At 72.2% G+C, this 18214-nt stretch carries 14 protein-coding genes; 4 read left to right on the plus strand and 10 right to left on the minus strand.

Going from position 1 to position 18214, the window contains the following annotated elements:
* Positions 1–7: 7 nt before the first annotated feature.
* From cobA to cysC, 5 genes are all read right to left on the minus strand, one after another.
* Entirely contained in the window at positions 8–844 is an 837-nt protein-coding gene (gene cobA / locus ACERMF_RS01680) for a uroporphyrinogen-III C-methyltransferase (protein WP_373667279.1), read from the minus strand.
* A complete protein-coding gene (locus ACERMF_RS01685) occupies positions 841–1485 on the minus strand; it encodes a bifunctional precorrin-2 dehydrogenase/sirohydrochlorin ferrochelatase (protein WP_373667280.1) in 645 nt (214 codons plus the stop codon). Before ACERMF_RS01685 ends, cobA begins: the two co-directional genes overlap by 4 nt.
* A 3-nt stretch (positions 1486–1488) precedes the next feature.
* Entirely contained in the window at positions 1489–2343 is an 855-nt protein-coding gene (locus tag ACERMF_RS01690) for a phosphoadenylyl-sulfate reductase (protein WP_373667281.1), read from the minus strand.
* Positions 2340–4088 carry an NADPH-dependent assimilatory sulfite reductase hemoprotein subunit gene (locus ACERMF_RS01695; protein WP_373667282.1) on the minus strand — a complete coding sequence of 583 codons (1749 nt, stop codon included), beginning with the start codon at positions 4086–4088 and terminating at the stop codon, positions 2340–2342. The genes ACERMF_RS01690 and ACERMF_RS01695 overlap by 4 nt, the downstream gene beginning before the upstream one ends.
* Positions 4089–4195: 107 nt before the next feature.
* Positions 4196–5575 (minus strand): adenylyl-sulfate kinase, encoded by a 1380-nt coding sequence (cysC, locus tag ACERMF_RS01700; protein WP_373667283.1) that lies wholly within the window; start codon positions 5573–5575, stop codon positions 4196–4198.
* Positions 5576–5705: 130 nt separating this feature from the next.
* Between cysC and ACERMF_RS01705 the strand changes: the two genes are divergently transcribed.
* Complete coding sequence (locus tag ACERMF_RS01705) at positions 5706–6659, plus strand: UDP-glucuronic acid decarboxylase family protein (protein ID WP_373667284.1); 954 nt, start codon at positions 5706–5708, stop codon at positions 6657–6659.
* Positions 6660–6711: 52 nt separating this feature from the next.
* The gene (locus ACERMF_RS01710; protein ID WP_373667285.1) at positions 6712–8187 is read left to right on the plus strand and encodes an aspartate aminotransferase family protein; all 1476 of its coding nucleotides are present in this window, start codon (positions 6712–6714) and stop codon (positions 8185–8187) included.
* Here the strand turns inward: ACERMF_RS01710 and metF are convergent.
* Together metF and ACERMF_RS01720 are read right to left on the minus strand one after the other, a co-directional pair.
* On the minus strand, positions 8151–9020 hold the full coding sequence (metF, locus tag ACERMF_RS01715) for a methylenetetrahydrofolate reductase [NAD(P)H] (protein WP_373667286.1): 870 nt from the start codon (positions 9018–9020) through the stop codon (positions 8151–8153). The genes ACERMF_RS01710 and metF overlap by 37 nt on opposite strands.
* 216 nt (positions 9021–9236) lie before the next feature.
* A complete protein-coding gene (locus ACERMF_RS01720; RefSeq protein ID WP_373667287.1) occupies positions 9237–11912 on the minus strand; it encodes a GNAT family N-acetyltransferase in 2676 nt (891 codons plus the stop codon).
* 289 nt (positions 11913–12201) lie between these two features.
* Between ACERMF_RS01720 and ACERMF_RS01725 the strand changes: the two genes are divergently transcribed.
* Positions 12202–12822 carry a hypothetical protein gene (locus ACERMF_RS01725; RefSeq protein ID WP_373667288.1) on the plus strand — a complete coding sequence of 207 codons (621 nt, stop codon included), beginning with the start codon at positions 12202–12204 and terminating at the stop codon, positions 12820–12822.
* Positions 12823–12827: 5 nt separating this feature from the next.
* Here the strand turns inward: ACERMF_RS01725 and ACERMF_RS01730 are convergent, their stop codons facing one another.
* Positions 12828–13502 (minus strand): flavin reductase family protein, encoded by a 675-nt coding sequence (locus ACERMF_RS01730; protein WP_373667289.1) that lies wholly within the window; start codon positions 13500–13502, stop codon positions 12828–12830.
* 292 nt (positions 13503–13794) lie between these two features.
* On the opposite strand from ACERMF_RS01730, the gene ACERMF_RS01735 reads away from it, so the two are divergent.
* The gene (locus ACERMF_RS01735) at positions 13795–14001 is read left to right on the plus strand and encodes a CsbD family protein (protein ID WP_373667290.1); all 207 of its coding nucleotides are present in this window, start codon (positions 13795–13797) and stop codon (positions 13999–14001) included.
* Positions 14002–14132: 131 nt separating this feature from the next.
* Here the strand turns inward: ACERMF_RS01735 and ACERMF_RS01740 are convergent, their stop codons facing one another.
* On the minus strand, positions 14133–14339 hold the full coding sequence (locus ACERMF_RS01740) for a hypothetical protein (protein WP_373667291.1): 207 nt from the start codon (positions 14337–14339) through the stop codon (positions 14133–14135).
* 145 nt (positions 14340–14484) lie between these two features.
* Complete coding sequence (locus tag ACERMF_RS01745) at positions 14485–18150, minus strand: homocysteine S-methyltransferase family protein (protein WP_373667292.1); 3666 nt, start codon at positions 18148–18150, stop codon at positions 14485–14487.
* Positions 18151–18214 lie beyond the last annotated feature (64 nt).

Raw genomic sequence — 18214 nt, forward strand, 5'->3', positions numbered from 1 at the left:
GTGCGCGTCAGCCCACCAGCGAGGCGGACGCGAGCCCGATGCCCATGCGTTCGCGCAGGGCGACGACGTCGCCGACGACGATCGTCGCCGGGGACCCGATGCCGGCGGCGGCGACGTCGTCTGCCGCATGAGCCAGGTCGCTGACCACGTGCTGCTGGCGGGAGGTGGTCCCCCAGCGCACCACGCCGACCGGGGTGTCCGCGAGGCGGCCGTGGTCCCGCAACTGGCGGCAGATCTCGGGCAGCGCACGGACGCCCATGAGGAACACCAGCGTGCCGGGAAAGGCGGCGAGCGCCGGCCAGTCGAGCTGGCTCGACGGCTTGGCGGGATCCTCGTGCCCCGTCACGAACGCCACGGCCGGCGCGACCCCGCGATGGGTGACGGGGATGCCGGCCGCGCCGGGCGCCGCCACGGCGCTGGTGACGCCGGCGACCACCTCGACGGGCACGCCGGCCTCGTGGCAGCGGATCGCCTCCTCGCCGCCGCGTCCGAACACGAACGGATCGCCGCCCTTGAGCCGGACCACCGCCCGGCCCTCACGCGCGGCCAGCACCAGCAGCGCCGAGATCTCCGCCTGACTCCAGCCCTGACGGCACCGCTCGCCGGGGGCCCCGTCCCGCGGCCCGAGTTCGGCGGGATCGGCCTTGCCGACGGCGATCCGCTCGGCCGTCGCGGGAACCAGGCGCAGCGCCTCGGGCGGTGCGAGTCGGTCGTAGGCGACCAGATCGCAGGTCTGCAGCAGGCGGACCGCCCGCAGCGTCAGCAGTCCGGGATCGCCGGGGCCGGCACCGACGAGATGCACGGTGCCCGGCGTGGCGGCCGGCAGTTCGAACGGCGGGTTCATCGGCCACCCTTCCCGACGGTCGCCACGATCCGTTCGCGGGCGGTGTCGCCCCGGCCGGCGCGCACCAGCGCGGCCAGGCCGTCGAGGTCCTCCAGCGCCTGCGACCACTTCGCCGCCCACGCGTCGAACGCGACCTCGCGGGGCAGGACCTGCCGCCGGGCATCCTCGATCACCTCGACCAGCGTGGCGTACTCCGCACCGAACCGCTCCTGCAGTTGCTGCCGTAGCCGCTTGGCCAGCGCGGGCGCCCGACCGGCGGTCCCGATCGTGATCGCGAGGTCGCCGCGACGGACGACGGCCGGCGTGGCGAAGTCGCAGCGCGGCTTGTCGTCGAGCGTGGACAACAGGACGTGATGGGTGCGGGACTCGGCCCAGATGGCGGCGACCGGGGTGTCGTCCTCTCGGGTGTTGTAGGCGACGAACGCACCGGCGAGGTCGCCCGGTTGCCAGCCACGTCGCTGCAGCGTGACGAGACCCTCGGCCGCCGCCACCTCGATGCCGCTCGAGGGTGCCGGGGTGACGACGACGACCTCGGCGCCCGCGTGGACGAGTCCTCGGACCCGCGCGTCCGCTTCGGGTCCGCCGCCGACGACCACGCAGCGGCGACCCGTGACGTCGAGGGAGACGGTGAGATCGAACACGGCTCAGCCCGGCGTCGTCGTCGTGCGCACGACGCTGCCGTCGTCGGCCAGGTGGATGCCGCATTCGGTCTTGCCGTCGAATCCCGACCAACGCCCGGCGCGGGGATCCTCGCCCGGCGCCACCCTGGCGGTGCAGGGTTCGCAACCGATCGAGGGGTAGCCCTGCCCGGTCAGGGGATGCCGCGGGAGGCCGTGTCTGCGCAGGTGGTCGTCGACGTCGAGATCGGTCCATCGCGCCAGCGGCGCCACCTTCACCAGCCAGCGGTCGTCGTGCTGTCGGGCCTCGACGATCGGGGTCGCCGCCCGTTCCGGTGTCTGCGATCGGCGCACGCCGGTGGCCCATCCGTCGAAGGAACGCAGCGCGGTGCGCAGCGGCGTGGTCTTCCGCATCGCGCAGCACGCATCGGGGTCGCGGCTCCAGAGCGCGTCCCCGTACCTGGTCGCCTGCTGCGCGACCGACAGCTCGGGTCGCAGGTCCACGACCGACAGGCCGAGGTCGACGGCCAGTTCGCGCCGGAACCGCAGCGTCTGGTCGAAGTGCAGCCCGGTGTCGAGGAACAGCACCGGGACCTCGGGGGCGACCCGCGACAGCAGGTGCAGCAGCACCGCCGACTCGGCGCCGAACGACGAGGTGACGACGAAGCGGGGCAGCACGCCGGCCGCCCACGCCAGGATCCGTTCGGCCGGTTTGTCCTCGAGCGTGTCCGCAGCCTCCGCGGCGAGCAGTCGGACGAAGGCGGAGTCGTCGTCGGGGCCGATGGCGCGGAAGCGGTCGTCCGGGCGTGGGCGGTCCCCGTCCATGGCCGTCGCGACGGAGGCGTCGACCGCGGCGCGGTCGTCGGGACGCAGGGCGTTCATGTCGTGCCTCCGCGGACGCCGGTTGCCTGCCGCTGGTGCTCGAAGTCGGCGGCGTCGAAGCGGGCCCGGAGTTCGGTCACGCCGACGCGGTTGGTCCAGTCCCCGAAGGACTCCCCAGCGTTGCGTTCGGTGTGCCAGGCGGCCAGCACCGGTTCGAGCAGGTCGACGACGCCGTCCAGGCTGACGCGGTCGGCGAACACCTCGTTGAGGCGGGTGCCGACGTCGTCGCCCCCGAGCTGGACCGTGTAGTGGTCCTTGCCGCGGCCCACCACGCCGATCTCGGTCGAGTAGGGCCGGGCGCAGCCGTTGGGGCAGCCGGTGACCCGGACCTGTGGCGCGTCGCCACCGATGCCAAGCTGCTGCAGCCGGGCGTCGAAGCCGGCCAGGAAGTCGGGCATGGCGCGTTCGGCCTCGGCGAGGGCGAGGCCGCACGTCGGCAGCGCCGGGCACGCGAGCGCCTTGCGGGTGACGGTCGGCAGGTCGCCGGTCAGCGCGACCCCGTGCCGGCGCAGCGTGGCCTCGACGTCGTCGCGGATCGCCGTGGTGATCCCGGTGAGCAGCAGGTTCTGGGCGGGAGTGAACCGCACGCCCAGGCCGTGGCGTTCGACGAGCGTTCGGATCGCGGTTCGCAGTCGGACCCGGTCGGTGTCCTGGATCCGTCCGGAGGTCACGTGGACCCCGAGGAAGTGGTTGCCGTCGGCCTGCTCGTGCCAGCCGAGGTGGTCCGAGGTCGCGTCCCAACGGGCCGGGGTCGGCGCGTCGAACGTGAACGTGACCCGGTCCTCGACGGCGGCACGGAACTTGTCCACCCCCCAGTCGTGCACGAGGTACTTCATCCGTGCGTGCTTGCGGTCGGCACGATCCCCGTGGTCGCGCTGGACCTCGATGACCGCCTTGACCGCGGCGACGAGGTGTTCGGGTGCGACGTCGCCGAGCGGGTCGGCCAGCCGCGGGAAGGTGGCCGGCTTGTTGTGGGTCATCCCCAGACCGCCACCGACGAGCAGCGTGAACGCCACGATCACGCCGGCGGCATCGCGGACGGGGACGATCCCGACGTCGTTGGTGTAGGCGTCGACGCAGTTGTCCCCGGTGTGCGCGAAGCCGATCTTGAACTTGCGGGGCAGGTACGTGGGCCCGTAGAGCGGGTCGAGGTCGCCGTCGACCGCGTCTGCGGGATCGACGGCCTCCTCGACCGCGGACACCGCGCGCTCGCCGTCGAGCCACAGGTCCCAGTACGCCTGCGTGCGGGGTCGTACGGCGCGGGCGAGGGCGCGCGCATACGGCAGCAGGTCGTCGCGACCCGGCAGCGGCGCGGGGCAGGCCATCACGTTGCGGGCCACGTCGCCGCAGGCGGCGATGGTGGTCAGCTCCGAGTCGTTGAGGGTGCGGATCAGCCGCTGGACGTCGAGCTTGCCGACCTTGTGCCACTGCAGGCCCTGCCGGGTGGTGATGCGCAGGGTGCCGTCGGCGACCTCGTCCGCGAGCCGGTCGCAGGCGAGGTACTGCGCCGCCGTCGTGGCTCCCGCCGGGATGGAGGCGCGCACCATCATGGTGATGGCCTTGCCGAGCCCCGCACGCTGGCGTTCCCGGCGCACGTCGCGGTCGTCCTGCTGGTACATCCCGTGGAACTTGAGGAGCTGGGTCGACTCGGCCGAGACCCCCGGCGTGCTCGTGTCGGCGAGCTCGGCGGCGAGGTCGCCGGCCAGCCAGTTGCTGGCGGCCTTGATGCGTTCGACGTCGGCCACGAGTACGGCTCCGAACGGGTGGCGGGCTGGGAGGGCAGCCGGCAGGTTCGGGGCCCGGCGCGCGGGGCGCGAGGTCAGGGCGTGTCAACCGTGCGAACGCCGTCCCCTCAGCGGTCGCCGGTGAGCCACCCCTCGGTGACCAACAGATCGAGGACCTGCTGGGCGCACGCCTGCGGATCCGCGTCGACGGTGTCCAGGCGCAGGTCGGGCTGCTCGGGCGCGTCGTAGGGGTCGTCGATACCCGTGAAGCCGGTCAGGGCGCCGGCGCGGGCCTTGGCGTACAGGCCCTTGCGGTCGCGCTGTTCGCAGACCTCGAGCGGTGTCGCGACGTGCACCAACACGAAGCCGGCGTCCGCCTGCGCCGCCATTGCGGCCACGTCGGCCCGTACACCCGCGTCCGGCGCGATCGGGGCACAGATCGCGATGCCACCGTGATGGGCAATCTGTGCCGCCACGTAGCCGATGCGACGGACGTTGGTGGCGCGGTCCTCGCGGGAGAAGCCCAGGCCCGCCGACAGGTGCTTGCGCACCAGGTCCCCGTCGAGCAGCGTGACACGCCGGTCACCGCGTTCGAGCAGCCGACCCCGCAGGGCGTTGGCGACCGTCGACTTGCCCGAGCCGGACAGTCCGGTGAACAGCACCACCAGCCCCCGGTCGTGGCGCGGCGGGTGTGCCGCGCGCAACTCCGCCTCGACGGCCGGGAAGGTCGCGTCGTTTGCGACCGAGTCACCGCGGCGGATCGCGGCCTCGACGTCCGTACCGATGCGCCCGAGCCGCAGCCGTGTGCCCGCTCCCAGCGCCCGGGCGATGGCGTCACGTCGCGCGTCGGAGGTGTCGGTCAGCAGACGCGGGGAGCACGGCAGCAGGCTCAGCGTCGTCGCCACCCGGAGCTCGGGCAGAGCGGCGAGCAGCGCCCGGGTGACGGCCGCGGTGGCGTCGGCGCCGGCGTCGGCGACCTCGAGTTGCACCAGCAGCAACTGGCCCCGACGGTCGGCGACCTCGGTGCGGATCTCCTCGACGTCGTCGCGGTGCAGGGCACGGTCGGTGACGACGGCCAGCACCGTCTCGTCGTCGGCGAACCGCGCCCGCAACTGCTCCGGCGTGTGGCGCAGGGCCCGGAAACTCCAACGCGCGGGTCGCGCGACTCCTTCGCACCCGCCTTCGAGCGCGATGGTGGCATCGTCGACCGCACGTCGACGATCGATTCGGAGGGCCGCCATCATCGTGCCCTCGGGATCACGGAGCGCGACCGTGTCCCCGACCCGCCAGTCCGTCGCCGCCGCGACGGGGACCGTGAGGGGCTCGGGATCGAGCAGTCCGTCGAGCACGAGCTCGAGGTCGTCGACCTGCGCCGGGAGCAGGTCCCACGACGGCCAGTCGACCGACGCCGCACGCAGGTGGTCGGCCCGCTCGGCGCCGACCCACGCCGCGGTCGCCCGGTCGGCGTCGACCAGGTCGGTGTCCGCTCCGGCAGGTCGGTCGGTCACAGCCACTCCGTGTTCTCGCCCGGCGGGCGCAGCCGGCGACTGTACTGCCGGGGTGAGGCCCCGGACCCGGCCGGGTGGGCCCTCCGCTGGATAGCGTGTGACGCGAAACCACCGAGGCAGGGTCGCGCACATGGGCTTCACGTCGCTCGACGGGCGGCACGTCGTGGTGACCGGCGGGGCGGGGTTCCTCGGCTCGCACCTGTGCACCGCGCTGCTGGCGCGGGGGGCGCGGGTGACCGCGATCGACAACCTGGTGACCGGCAGCCTCGACAACGTCGAAGACCTCGTCGGGCGGGCCGGCTTCACCTTCGTCAACTACGACGTGACGCACTTCCTCCACGTCCCGGGCCGGGTCGACGCGGTCCTGCACTTCGCCTCGCCGGCGTCGCCGATCGACTACCTCAAGCTTCCGATCCAGACCCTGAAGGTCGGCTCCCTCGGCACCCACAACGCGCTGGGGATGGCCAAGGAGAAGGGAGCCCGGTTCCTGCTCGCCTCGACCTCGGAGGTGTACGGCGACCCGCAGGTGCACCCGCAGCCCGAGACCTACTGGGGCCACGTCAACCCGATCGGTCCCCGAGGCGTCTACGACGAGGCGAAACGGTTCGCCGAGGCCATGACCTACGCCTACCACCGCACCCACGGGATCGACGTCCGGGTGGTGCGCATCTTCAACTGCCACGGACCGAGGATGCGCGTGGAGGACGGCCGGGCCGTGCCCACGTTCATCGGCCAGGCGCTGCGCGGTGAGCCGCTCACCCTGCACGGCGGCGGCGCGCAGACGCGCTCCATCGTCTACGTCGACGACCTCGTCGAGGGCATCCTGGGCCTGCTCGTGTCGGGCTACACCGAGCCGGTGAACCTCGGCAACCCCGTCGAGGTGTCGATCCGCGAGCTGGCGGAGCTGGTCCTCGAGCTGGCCGACTCGAGGAGCGAACTGGTCGACACCGAGCGTCCGATCGACGACCCGCAGGTCCGTCGGCCCGACATCACCGTCGCCCGTCGCGAGCTCGGTTGGGAACCCGAGGTGGACCTGCGCGAGGGGCTGGCCCGCACGATCGACTGGTTCCGTTCCCAGCGCTGAGCGAACGTGACATCATCGGTCGGTACAGGCGCTCGTGCGAAAGAGCCTTCCGATGCAGGGTGACGACTGGGACGCGGTCCTCGACGTGGCGGTCCCCGCGGCTCGGCGCTGGTTCACCAGGCTGCCCGAACGTCGGGTCCACCCCGACACCAGCCCCGAGGAGATCCGGGCGGTCGTCGACCGGCCGCTGCCGGACGCCGGGACGCCGGCTCCCGACGTGGTCGCCGAGCTCGCCCGCGACCTCGAACCGTTCATCGCCGCCCACGCCTCCGGCCGCTACTTCGGGTTCGTGATCGGTGGCCTGTTGCCGGCCGCCTACGGCGCCGAGCTGCTGGTGGCCACCTGGGACCAGAACGCCGGGCTGTACGCCCCGACGCCCGGGGTCACGGTCGTCGAGGAGACCGCAACACGCTGGCTCGTCGAGCTGCTCGGGCTCCCACCGTCGGCCTCGGTCGGGCTGGTCACCGGCGGTCAGATGGCGAACTTCACCTGCCTCGCCGCGGCCCGCGACCAGGTGCTGCGCGACGCGGGCTGGGACGTCGAGGCCGACGGGCTCGCCGGCGCGCCACCGGTCCACCTCGTGGCGAAGGCCGGTCGCCACGTGACGATCGGTCGCGCGGCACGCTTCCTCGGTCTCGGCGAGCGCCGCATCGTCGAGGTGGCCGGCGACGACCAGGACCGGTTCGTCCTCGACGACCTGCGGCAGACGCTGGCGGGGCTGAGCGGGCCGACGATCGTGTGCGCCGAGGCCGGCAACGTCAACACGGGCGCCTTCGACCGGTTCGACGCCATCGCCGACGCGGCCGAACGGCACCGGGCCGCGGGCAACCCGACCTGGGTCCACGTGGACGGTGCGGTCGGGTTGCTCGCCGCCGCCTCGCCGACCCACGCGCGGCTGGTGGCCGGCCTGGACCGGCTCGACTCCTGGTCGACCGACGGGCACAAGCTGCTCAACGTCGCCTACGACTGCGGGATCGCGGTCTGCCGGCACGAGGCCGCGCACCGTGCGGCGATGAGCGTGCGGGCCGACTATCTCATCCAGGGCGACGGCGGGCTCCGGGAGGCGATGGACTTCAATCCCGAGTTCTCCCGGCGCGCCCGCGGTGTCGGCATCTACGCCGCCCTGCGTCAGCTCGGACGCGCCGGCGTCGCGGCGATGGTCGAGCAGGCCACCGCGATGGCCCGGCGGTTCGCCGCCGAACTGGCCGCCAGCGGGCACGCGGAGGTCGTCAACGACGTCGTGTTCAACCAGGTGCTGGTGCGCTGGCGGCCGCCGGCCGGCGTCGATCCGGACACCTACAACGACGCCGTGGTGGCGGCCGTCCAGCGCGACGGCACCGCCTACGTCAGCGGCACGACGTGGCGCGGCCACCGGCACATGCGGATCTCCGTTTCGAACTGGGCCACCGGAGCCCGCGACGTCGACCGCACCGTGACGGCGATGCTGCGGTGTGCGGCGAGCGTGGCCGGCGAAGACGCACCGGCGTCGCGTCACCGGGTCGCGGCGGGCAACCCCAGGTTGGCGTAGATCTCGCGCGTCGCGGTGGAGCTGTTGAGCGTGTAGAAGTGCAGGCCCGGCGCGCCCGCGTCGAGCAGGTCCCGGCACAGCTGCGTCGCCACCTCGATGCCGATTCGTGCCACCTCGGCCGCGTCGTCCTCCACCGCGTGCAGCCGGTCGCCGAGCTCGGTGGGGAACGCCGCTCCCGACAGCTGCGCGAACCGCTCGATCTGGCGCACGTTGGTCACCGGCATGACCCCGGGCACGATCGGGGTGTCGCACCCGTGCGACCTGACGGCGTCGACCATGGCGAGGTAGGCGTCGACCGTGAAGAAGAACTGGGTCACGCCGAAGTCGGCCGCCGTGAGCTTGGTGGCGAGGTGCCGACGGTCCTCGGCCAGGACCCGCGACGACGGATGGCCCTCGGGATGCGCGGCGACCCCGATCGCGAACTGGCCGCCGCCGACCTCGCGCGCCAGTTCCACGAGATCGATGGCACGCTCCAGCTCCCAGAACGGCTCGACGTCCTGCGGCGCGTCCCCCCGCAGCGCGAGGATGTTCTTCACGCCCGCGTCGCGGTAGCGGGCGAGGATGTCGGCCAGCTCGTCGCGGGTGTGACACACCGCCGTGAGGTGCGCCATCGGGGTCATCGTGGTGTGTTCGAGCATGTCCACCACGATCTGGTGCGTCCGCTCGCGGGTGGACCCACCGGCGCCGTAGGTCACCGACACGAACGAGGGCCCGAGCGGCTCTAGCTCGTTGAGGGTGGCGCGCAGCTTCGCCTCGCCGGCGTCGGTGCGCGGCGGGAAGAACTCGAACGAGTACGTCGGGCCGGCCGCGAGCAGCTCATCGATGCGTGGCACACGTCCTCCGAGTCCGGCCGCGGCGGCCGGCCGCGATGCGGGTCGCGGAGCCTACGTCGACCTGCCCGCCCGGTGAACGCCAGCCGGGGAAACCGTGCGCCGCGGTGATGCCACGGCGCGGCGGTGCGCTCGGAGCGAGGTCGGCCTCTGGCTGGCCGCACCGCCGCGGCCTGCCATCACGGGGCGGGCACCTGCGCACCGGCCCGGGACGCACGCTCAGGTCGCGGCGAGCTTGAGTCGGACGTCGACACCGACCACGCCCCGCCCGTCGGGACGGACGAAGATCGGGTTGAGGTCGAGTTCGGCCACCTCCGGCAGATCCTCGACCATCGCGTTGATCCGGAACAGCAGGTCCTTGAGTGCCGGGACGTCGGCCGGGGGAGCGCCCCGGTAGCCGGTCAGCAGTGGTGCCATCCGCAGGTCGGCGAGCATGTCGTCCACGTCGCGGTCGGTCAGCGGCGTGATGCGCACGCTGACGTCGCGCAGCAGTTCGACGAGCGTGCCGCCCATGCCCGCCATCACGATCGGCCCGAACGAGGGATCGTGGGTGACCCCGACCACCATCTCGAGGCCCTCGCCGACCATCTCCTGGACGAGAAACGCGTCGGCGTGCTCACCGAGGTCGGCGTCGATCAGCGACTGCCGGATCCGGCTGATGGCCTCGGCCACCGCCTCCGGGGAGCTCAGGCCGAGCTCGATGCCGCCGACGTCGGTCTTGTGGATCGGTGCGGCCACCTTCACGGCCACCGGCGCGGCGAACTCGGCTTGGGTCCGCGCCCCCTCCTCGGGGGTCGCGACCACGCGTGAACGGGCCAGCGGAACCCCGTAGGCGCGCAGCAGCGCCTCGGCGTCCTCGGAGGACAGCCAGGCCGCCGTCGGGTCGTGGGCGTCGGCGAGGGCGCGGTCGACGATGCGGCGCGCCGCCTCGCGGTCCATCCCGTCCGGTTCGACGACCTCACCCAGCGGGCGACGACGCCACGCCGAGTAGGTCGCGACCCGGCCCATCGCACGCGCGGCGGCCTCGGGGAAGGCGAACGAGGGGATCTCGGCCTCGGCCAGCTCGGGCGGCATCCCGGTCGCGGACATGAACACGCTCACGACCGGCGTGCCCGCGGCCAGCTTGGACTTGGCCTCGATCAGTGACCGTGCGACGTCCTCGGTCGCGGTCGTGCCGGTCGGGATGAAGATCACGAACACCATGTCGATCTCGTCGGCGTTGCCGAGGACCTCCAGGGCACGTTCGTAGGCGGCGGGGGTCGCCGAGGCGATCATGTCGACCGGGTTGCCGACGCCGGCCTCGGCGGGCAGGAACGTCCGCAACTGCTCGATGGTCCGGTCCGAGAGCGGCGGGACCTCGAGCCCGTTCGCCTCGAGGGCGTCCGCCGCGAGGATGCCCGGGCCGCCGGCGTTGGTGAGGATCGCGACCTTGTTGCCGCTGGGCAGCCCCTGGCTGGACAACAGCGTGGCGACGTCGAACATCTCCTCGAGCGTGTCCGTGCGGATCACGCCGGTCTGCCGGAACAACGCCTCGACGGCCGTGTCCCCCGAGGAGATGGCGGCCGTGTGGCTCGACGCGGCCCGCACCCCGGCGGAGGTCCGGCCCGACTTCACCGCCACGATCGGCTTGCGACGCGACACCCGGCGGGCGATCCGCGAGAACTTGCGTGGGTTGCCGAACGACTCGAGGTACATCAGGATCACGTCGGTGTCGGGGTCCTGCTCCCAGTACAGCAGCAGGTCGTTGCCCGAGATGTCGGCCTTGTTGCCGACCGACACGAACGTCGAGATCCCGAGGCCGAGGTTGTCGACGTGCTCGAGCACGGCCAGGCCGAGCGCTCCCGACTGCGACGACATCGAGACCCGGCCCGCCTGTGGGAAGGTCTGCGAGAAGGTGCCGTTCATCCGCACGTCGTCGTTGCCGTTGAGCAACCCCATGCAGTTGGGGCCGATGATGCGCAGGCCGTAGCCGCGCGCCCGCTCCATCAGGTCGGCCTGCCGTTCCTCGCCCTCCTCGCCCACCTCGGAGAAGCCGGCCGAGATGACGCAGACGGCCTTGACCCCCAGTTCGCCGGCCTCGTCGACGAGGTCGTTGACGAACCGTGACGGCACGCACACGAACACGAGGTCGGGCACCTCGGGGCAGTCGGACAGGCTCGGGTAGGCCGCGACCCCCTGCACGTAGGGGGCGTTGGGGTTGACCGGGTACACCACGCCGGTGAACCCGCCCTCGAGGATGTTGTCGAAGACCAGGCCGCCGATCGAGGTCTTGTTGCGCGAGGCGCCGACGACGGCGACCTTCTCGGGCCGGAAGAAACGGCGCAGACCGGCCTCGGCGGCCTCGCGTTCGGACTCGGCGACCACGTTGAGGAACTGCTCGGAGATCGCCACCTCGAGGTCGCTGCGCACCACGCCGCCGAAGTCCCGGTCGGAGCGGTATTCCAGGCCGAGTTCGCGCACCAGGTTCAACATGCGGGTGTTGTCGGACAGGATGTCGCCGGAGAGGTGGGTGATGCCGGCGTCGGCGGCGGCCAGCGCGAGCTCGCGCACCAGTGCCGTGCCGACACCGCGGCCCTGGTGGGCGTCCTCGACCAGCGCGGCGAACTCGGCCGAGTCGAGCCGGTCGGGGTCGCGCTCGTAGCGGGCGACGCCGATCATCTGCTCGTTCTCGCGACGCCCGCGGGTGGCGATCAGGGCGTACTGCATCTTCGGGTCGAGATCGGTGAAGCGGGCCACGTTCGACTCGTCGAGGTTGAACGAGCCCAGGAAGCGTGCGCGCCGTGAGTCAGCGGACGTGCGCCCCCACATCCCGAGCAGCAGGCCCTTGTCGTCCGGCGTGATCGGCCGGATGCGGACGGTGGTGCCGTCGGGCAGGACGTGGTCGTGGGGCTGCATCGAAGGCCTCGTTGTCGTGGCGTCGGAGTCGTTGGGGAGGTGGAAGCGCGTACGCACCACCGGCCCCGGCCGTGCCGAGGCGTCGGAGACGTTTGTACCGCCTCCGCGCGACGGACCGCCCGGGGCGTCGGTCCCCGGACCGCGGGCCGTTGGCCCCCAGCCAAGCGGTCCGCAGGGCCGGCGTCGACACCTCCCACCGTTCGGTCGTGCACCGACGTGGACGCGGGGACCCCTTGTGTCGCGGCGCCCGGGACGGCAGCATGCAGGCAACCCACGTGGAGGATCGTCCGTGTCCGAGCTCGACCGGCTCGCGGCGGGAGCCGAGGCCAAGCTCGACCGCCTCGACGGCGACCGGATCGAGGACGATCGCGAAGCGACGCCCGACGCCGGACCGGGCAGCGTCGGCGCCGACGACTTCGGGTTCCACCTCGACGATCCGGCCGGTGACCTGTACGAGGACGACCTCGAGGTCGGCATCCGCGACGACGCGGCGGCCGATGCCATCGACGCGATCGCCGAGGCGTTCAACGCCCGTGACCTCGAGGCGTTGCTGGAGGTGGTGGCGGCCGACGGCGAGGCGCCGGGACTGCTCGGCGGCGATCGCGACAACCTTCCCGACGCGCTCGAGGACCTGTGGGCCCGCCGGCCCAGTGCCTGCCTGGGCCGCGGTGCGGTCGGTGACGCCGACGTCGGGGTGCTGTGGGAGCACGACGGCACGACCTGGTGGCGACTGGCGGTCGTGCACGTCGACGACGTGACGGACGGACGCGTCGGCGTCCTCGAGTTCAGCGACGACACCGCGCTGCTCGAACAGGTGCAGTGCGAGATGCCCGACGACGACCTCGAGGAGGGCGCCACCTGGGCGGAGTGGGCGGAGGGCGCCGACGGCGGGGAATCCGCCGACGCCTGACCGGCTCACTCGAGGCGGGGGATGGCGGCACCCGGCGGGCTGCCTTCCACGTCGTCCCAGCGCCGTCGTGGCAGGTCGAACAGCGCACCGAGCCGGGCGTAGCCGCTGCCCGCGAGGCGGCAGACCGGGTCGAGCAGGACCGGGTCGACCCGGCCGTCGCGCCAGACCGAGGGATCCACGTGCAGGTGCACGACCTCGCCCACCACGATGTTGCCGTTTCCGGCCGCGACCTCCTCGACCAGTCGGCACTCGAGGTGTGCCTTGGCCTCGGCGACGCGGGGCGCGTCGACGACGGCGGCGGGAGCCGGCGTCAGTTGCGCCCACGCGAATTCGTCCTCGTCGGGCGGGAAGTCCGTGGCGGTGAAGTTCATCGCCTCGACGACATCCATCGTCACGATGTTGACGACGAACTCCCGGCGGGCGCGGATGTTGCGCAGGGTGTCCTTCGTGCCGGACGAGGAGAACACCACGTGGGGAGGGTCGTGCGCGACGACGTTGAAGTAGCTGTGCGGAGCGACGTTTCCGATGCCACGGTCGCCGAAGGTGGACACCCACGCGATCGGGCGGGGCACCACCAGCCCGGTCATCAGGTAGTAGATCTGACGGGGCTCCCAGTCGGCGGGCGAGACCTCCAAGGGCGCATCGAGGTGCGGCGGCGGTCCGGGGTGGGAGCTTCGCATCCGGGTCCCTTCGTGTGCCTCGAGCCGGGGTCGACGTGCGTCCGACCGGCCGGGTCCGAACGACGATAGGCGACCCGGACGCCCGGACGACCGCCCCGTCCGACTTCGCCGAACGGCCGCGACGCGCCGGTGGCCGGGTGCGGCGTGGTGCGGTTCGGTGTCACCACACCACGCCGGCCGCCCACGGGGGGCGGTCCGGGTCCAGCCGCAGGCTCGTGCGACGACTCGGACCGAAGGCCGGCTGGTGCCCACCGCGACGGGCACCGCCCGGCGCCGACCAAAGGAGCAGCACATGAGCGACTCACTCGGTGACAAGGTCAAGGGTGTGGCCAAGGAGACCGCTGGTCGCGCCACGGGCGACGAGAACCTCGAGCGCGAGGGCGAGGCCCAGCAGAAGAGCGGCCAGAAGCAGAACGAGGCCGAGCGTCTCGAGCAGGAGGCCGCGGACAAGCGCGCCGATGCCGCCGACGCCAAGGCCGAGCAGATCCGGCGGGACTGACCGCCCACTCCCAAGCACGCCGGTCGGTGCGCGTTCCGCCTCCTCGGACGCGACCCCTCCGGCAGAGAACAGGGCCACCCGAGAACCCGGGTGGCCCTGTCACGTGTGCGCGAAGCGTGTCGCCGGGCGCCTTAGGTGGTGGTGCCGCGCTGATCGATCGTCGTGCTCTCGCCGCGCGCCTCGTTGATGGCGTTCATCAGCTCCTCGCGACCGGTGATGGCGTAGTAGCCACCCACGGCCGCCGCCACGGCGAGGACCGGCAGGCGCAGCGGCGGCGGCAGCATCCGCCAGGCGCGCCGTACCCACGGGATCGCGGTGATCAGCAGTCTGGGGTCCATGGTGGCCTCCTGGCGTCGCGGCGGTGGGGGCGTGCGCACGGCGCTGGCTGCGGGGCGACACGCGTCATGGCTGGCGACGGTAGCGGTCCCGCCGGGCGGTCCGGCCGGCCGAGAGTCGGGGGTGCCGCGCATCCGAGCACGCCCGTCAGCGGGCGTTGAAGTACTTCGCCTCGGGGTGATGGACGATGATGGCAGAGGTCGACTGCTCCGGGTGGAGCATGAACTCCTCCGTCAGCTCGACGTCGATCAGGCCGGGGTCGATCAGCTGGAACAGCTTGGCCTGGTCCTCGAGGTCCGGACAGGCGGCATACCCGAACGAGTATCGGGAGCCGCGGTAGACCTGGCGGAACAGGTCCTGCTTGGTGGGGCCGTCGTCGCCGGCGATGCCGAGCTCCTCGCGGATGCGCCGGTGCCACAGCTCGGCGAGCGCCTCGGCCATCTCGACCCCGAAGCCGTGCGCGTACAGGTAGTCCCGGTAGCGGTCGTCGGCGAACAGCTGTTGCGCCACCTCGCTGATGCGCCGGCCCATCGTGACCACCTGGACGGGCAGCACGTCGACCTCGCCGCTGTCGACGGGCCGGAAGAAGTCGGCGATGGCGAGGAAGCGGCCACGCTCCTGACGGGGGAACGTGAAACGGACCAGCTCCTTCTCCAGGGGTGCGTCCGGCTGCCACACCACGAGGTCGTCGCCGTCGCCGTTGGCGGGGTAGTAGCCGTAGACGACCTCGGGCGTGACGACCTTGTCCGCCTTGGCGCGGTCGAGCCATTCGCGGACCACGGGTCGGGCCGTCTCGTCCAGCAACCGCTGGTACTCGGCCGGGGACGACGTGCCCGGCGTGAAGCCCCACTGGTTGCGGAACAGCGCCACCTCGTTGAGCAGCGGCCACACCTCGTCGACCGGGATGCCGCGCACGACGCGCGAGCCCCAGAACGGCGGCGTCGGCACCGCGACGTCCGTCGCGACCGTCGACCGTGGCCGGCCCTGCGCGTCCACGGCGGGCGGCGCCTCCGGATGACGGGTCTTCTTCGGGGTTCGCCGCGGCTTGCGCGCGGTCAGCGCTTCCGGGGGTGCGACGCCGTCGCGGCGTGCCGCCATCACCGTGTCCAGGACGCGCAGGCCCTCGAAGGCGTCCTTGCAGTAGAAGACGTCGCCGTCGTACACCTCGCGCAGGTCGTCCTCGACGTACCCGCGGGTCAGTGCCGCGCCGCCCAGGAGCACGGGCAGCGACGCCATGCCGCGGGCGTTCATCTCCTCGAGGTTGTCGCGCATGACGACCGTCGACTTGACCAGCAGCCCGGACATGCCGACCGCGTCCGCGCCCTGTTCCTGCGCAGCGGCGAGGATCGTGTCGATGGGCTGCTTGATGCCGAGGTTGTGGACCTCGTAGCCGTTGTTGCGCAGGATGATGTCGACGAGGTTCTTGCCGATGTCGTGCACGTCGCCGCGCACGGTCGCGAGCACGATCGAGCCCTTCGTCGACGATCCGCCACCGGCGGCCTCGATGTGCGGTTCGAGGTGTCCGACGGCGGCCTTCATCGCCTCCGCCGACTGCAGCACGAACGGCAGCTGCATCTGCCCCGAGCCGAACAGTTCACCGACGGTCTTCATCCCCGCCAGCAGGATCTCGTTGATGATGGCCAGCGGGGCGTGTGTCTGCAGCGCCTCGTCGAGGTCGGCCACCATCCCGTCGCGTTCGCCGTCGACGATGCGCCGTTCGAGGCGCTCCTCGACCGTCAGGGCGGCCAGCTCGTCCGCCGAGGCCTTCGTCTCGCTCTCGCCGTCGAACAGCGCCATCAGCCGGTGCAGCGGGTCGTAGCCGGCGTCGGCCGTCCCGTCCATGCCGGCCGTTCCGCGGCGGTCGTCGATCAGGTCCAGCGCCACCCGCACCTGCTCGTCGGGGATGCGGTGCAGCGGCAGGATCTTGCCCGGATGCACGATGGCGGAGTCCAGCCCGCGGTCCATCGCCGCCTTGAGGAACACCGAGTTCAGCACCTGGCGTGCGGCAGGCGAGAGACCGAACGAGACGTTGGAGACCCCGAGCGTGGTGAAGCAGCCGGGCACGGCGCCCTTGACCCGCTCGATCGCCTCGAGCGTCTCGAGCGCGTCACGACGCAGGTCCTCCTGGCCGGAGCCGAGCGGGAAGGTGAGACAGTCGAAGACGAGGTCGTGCGCCTCCAGGCCGTACTCGTCGATGGCGATCCGGGCGATCCGCTCGCACACGTCGACCTTCCAGTCCGCGGTGCGGGCCTGGCCCTGCTCGTCGATGGCGAGGACCACGACCGCGGCGCCGTAGCGCTTGGCCAGCGGCAGGAGGCGATCGACCTTGTTGCGGCCGTCCTCGAGGTTGACCGAGTTGATGACCGCGCGACCGCCGAGACGCAGGAGTGCGGCCTCGACGACCTCGATCTCGGTCGAGTCGATCACCAACGGCAGGGTCGACTGCGTCGCGTACCGGTCCACGATCTGGATCATGTCGGGGACGCCGTCGCGGCCGACGTAGTCGACGCAGACGTCCAGCACGTGGGCACCCTCGCGCGTCTGCGACTTCGCCAGCTGGACGGCGGCGTCCCAGTCCTCGGCCAGGAGCAGTTCCCGGAACGCCCTGGATCCGTTGGCGTTGGCGCGCTCGCCGATGGCGAGGAACGCGTTGTCCTGTGCGAGTGGGACGGCGCTGTACAGCGACGCGAGCGCCGGCCGGTACTCGACCGTGATCGGCGCGCGTCCGTCGGCGTCCGCGCCAGCGGTCGCATCAGCGGTCGTGAGCCGCCCGGCGGCGCCGGCGCGGGTGAACGCGGCGCGGTCGAGACGGCGTGGCCGGGGCGCGACGTCGCGGGTCGCCTCGACGACCGCCGCCAGGTGTTCCGGCGTCGTCCCACAGCAACCGCCGACCACGTTGACGCCGAACTCCTGCACGAACTCGCGCTGTGCAGCGGCGAGTCCCGCCGGGTCCAGCGGGTAGATCGTGCGGCCGTCTTCGAGGTAGGGGATGCCTGCATTGGGGATGACGCTGATCGGCAGGCGTGAATGGCGCGCCAGCGTGCGGACGTGCTCGCGCATGTCGTCGGGTCCGGTGGCGCAGTTCATGCCGAGGACGTCGATCGCCAGGGGGTCCAGCGCGGCGATGGCTGCCAAGGGCTCGGTGCCCAGCAGCATCGTGTTGATGTCCTTCTCGACGGTGAACTGCACCATCAGTGGGACCCGCTCGCCCCGTTCGACGAACACGTCGTTGCAGGCCGCCACCGCCGCCTTGATCTGCAGCAGGTCGAAGGAGGTCTCGACGAGCAGCACGTCGGTGCCACCGTCGAGCAGGCCACGGACCTGCCGTCGGTAGCCGTCCTCCATGGCGGGGACGTCGATGAAGTCCTTCGTGGTGGCTGGATCCTTGCCGAGCGAAAGGGTGGGTGCGCGGGTGCCGGGGCCGATCGCGCCCACCACCCACCGAGGCCGGTCGGAGGTCGCGAAGTCGTCGGCCACCTGCCGGGCCAGGGCTGCCGCGCGGCGGTTGAGGTCCTCGGCCTCGGCACCGAGTCCGTACTCGTCGAGCACCCACGGAGCGCCGCCGAAGGTGTTGGTCTGGACGGCGTCGACCCCGACGGCGAGGAAGGAGCGGTGCACCTCGGCGACGACGTCGGGCCGCGAGCGCACCAGGACCTCGTTGCAGCCGTCGAGGTCCTCGCTGCCGAAGTCCTGCGCCGACAGTTCGGCGTTCTGCAACATCGTGCCCATGGCGCCGTCGAACACGACGACGCGTTCGCGCAGCGCCGTCAGGAACGGATGCGAGGCGAGCGGGGGCAGCGGGGCGACAGTCATGCAACAGAGCGTACGGCGGCCCGCGGAGACGGTCGTGCGGACGCGGGACAACGGTCGATACGGC

Source organism: Egicoccus sp. AB-alg6-2 (assembly GCF_041821025.1).
GTDB lineage: Bacteria > Actinomycetota > Nitriliruptoria > Nitriliruptorales > Nitriliruptoraceae > Egicoccus.

Bases quoted from the DNA above. Each gene is read 5' to 3' on its own strand.
- cobA (WP_373667279.1), bottom strand. From the start codon at position 844: ATGAACCCGCCGTTCGAACTGCCGGCCGCCACGCCGGGCACCGTGCAT.
- ACERMF_RS01690 (WP_373667281.1), bottom strand. From the start codon at position 2,343: ATGAACGCCCTGCGTCCCGACGACCGCGCCGCGGTCGACGCCTCCGTC.
- ACERMF_RS01705 (WP_373667284.1), top strand. From the start codon at position 5,706: ATGGGCTTCACGTCGCTCGACGGGCGGCACGTCGTGGTGACCGGCGGG.
- ACERMF_RS01710 (WP_373667285.1), top strand. From the start codon at position 6,712: ATGCAGGGTGACGACTGGGACGCGGTCCTCGACGTGGCGGTCCCCGCG.
- ACERMF_RS01720 (WP_373667287.1), bottom strand. From the start codon at position 11,912: ATGCAGCCCCACGACCACGTCCTGCCCGACGGCACCACCGTCCGCATC.
- ACERMF_RS01730 (WP_373667289.1), bottom strand. From the start codon at position 13,502: ATGCGAAGCTCCCACCCCGGACCGCCGCCGCACCTCGATGCGCCCTTG.
- ACERMF_RS01735 (WP_373667290.1), top strand. From the start codon at position 13,795: ATGAGCGACTCACTCGGTGACAAGGTCAAGGGTGTGGCCAAGGAGACC.
- ACERMF_RS01740 (WP_373667291.1), bottom strand. From the start codon at position 14,339: ATGGACCCCAGACTGCTGATCACCGCGATCCCGTGGGTACGGCGCGCC.
- ACERMF_RS01745 (WP_373667292.1), bottom strand. From the start codon at position 18,150: ATGACTGTCGCCCCGCTGCCCCCGCTCGCCTCGCATCCGTTCCTGACG.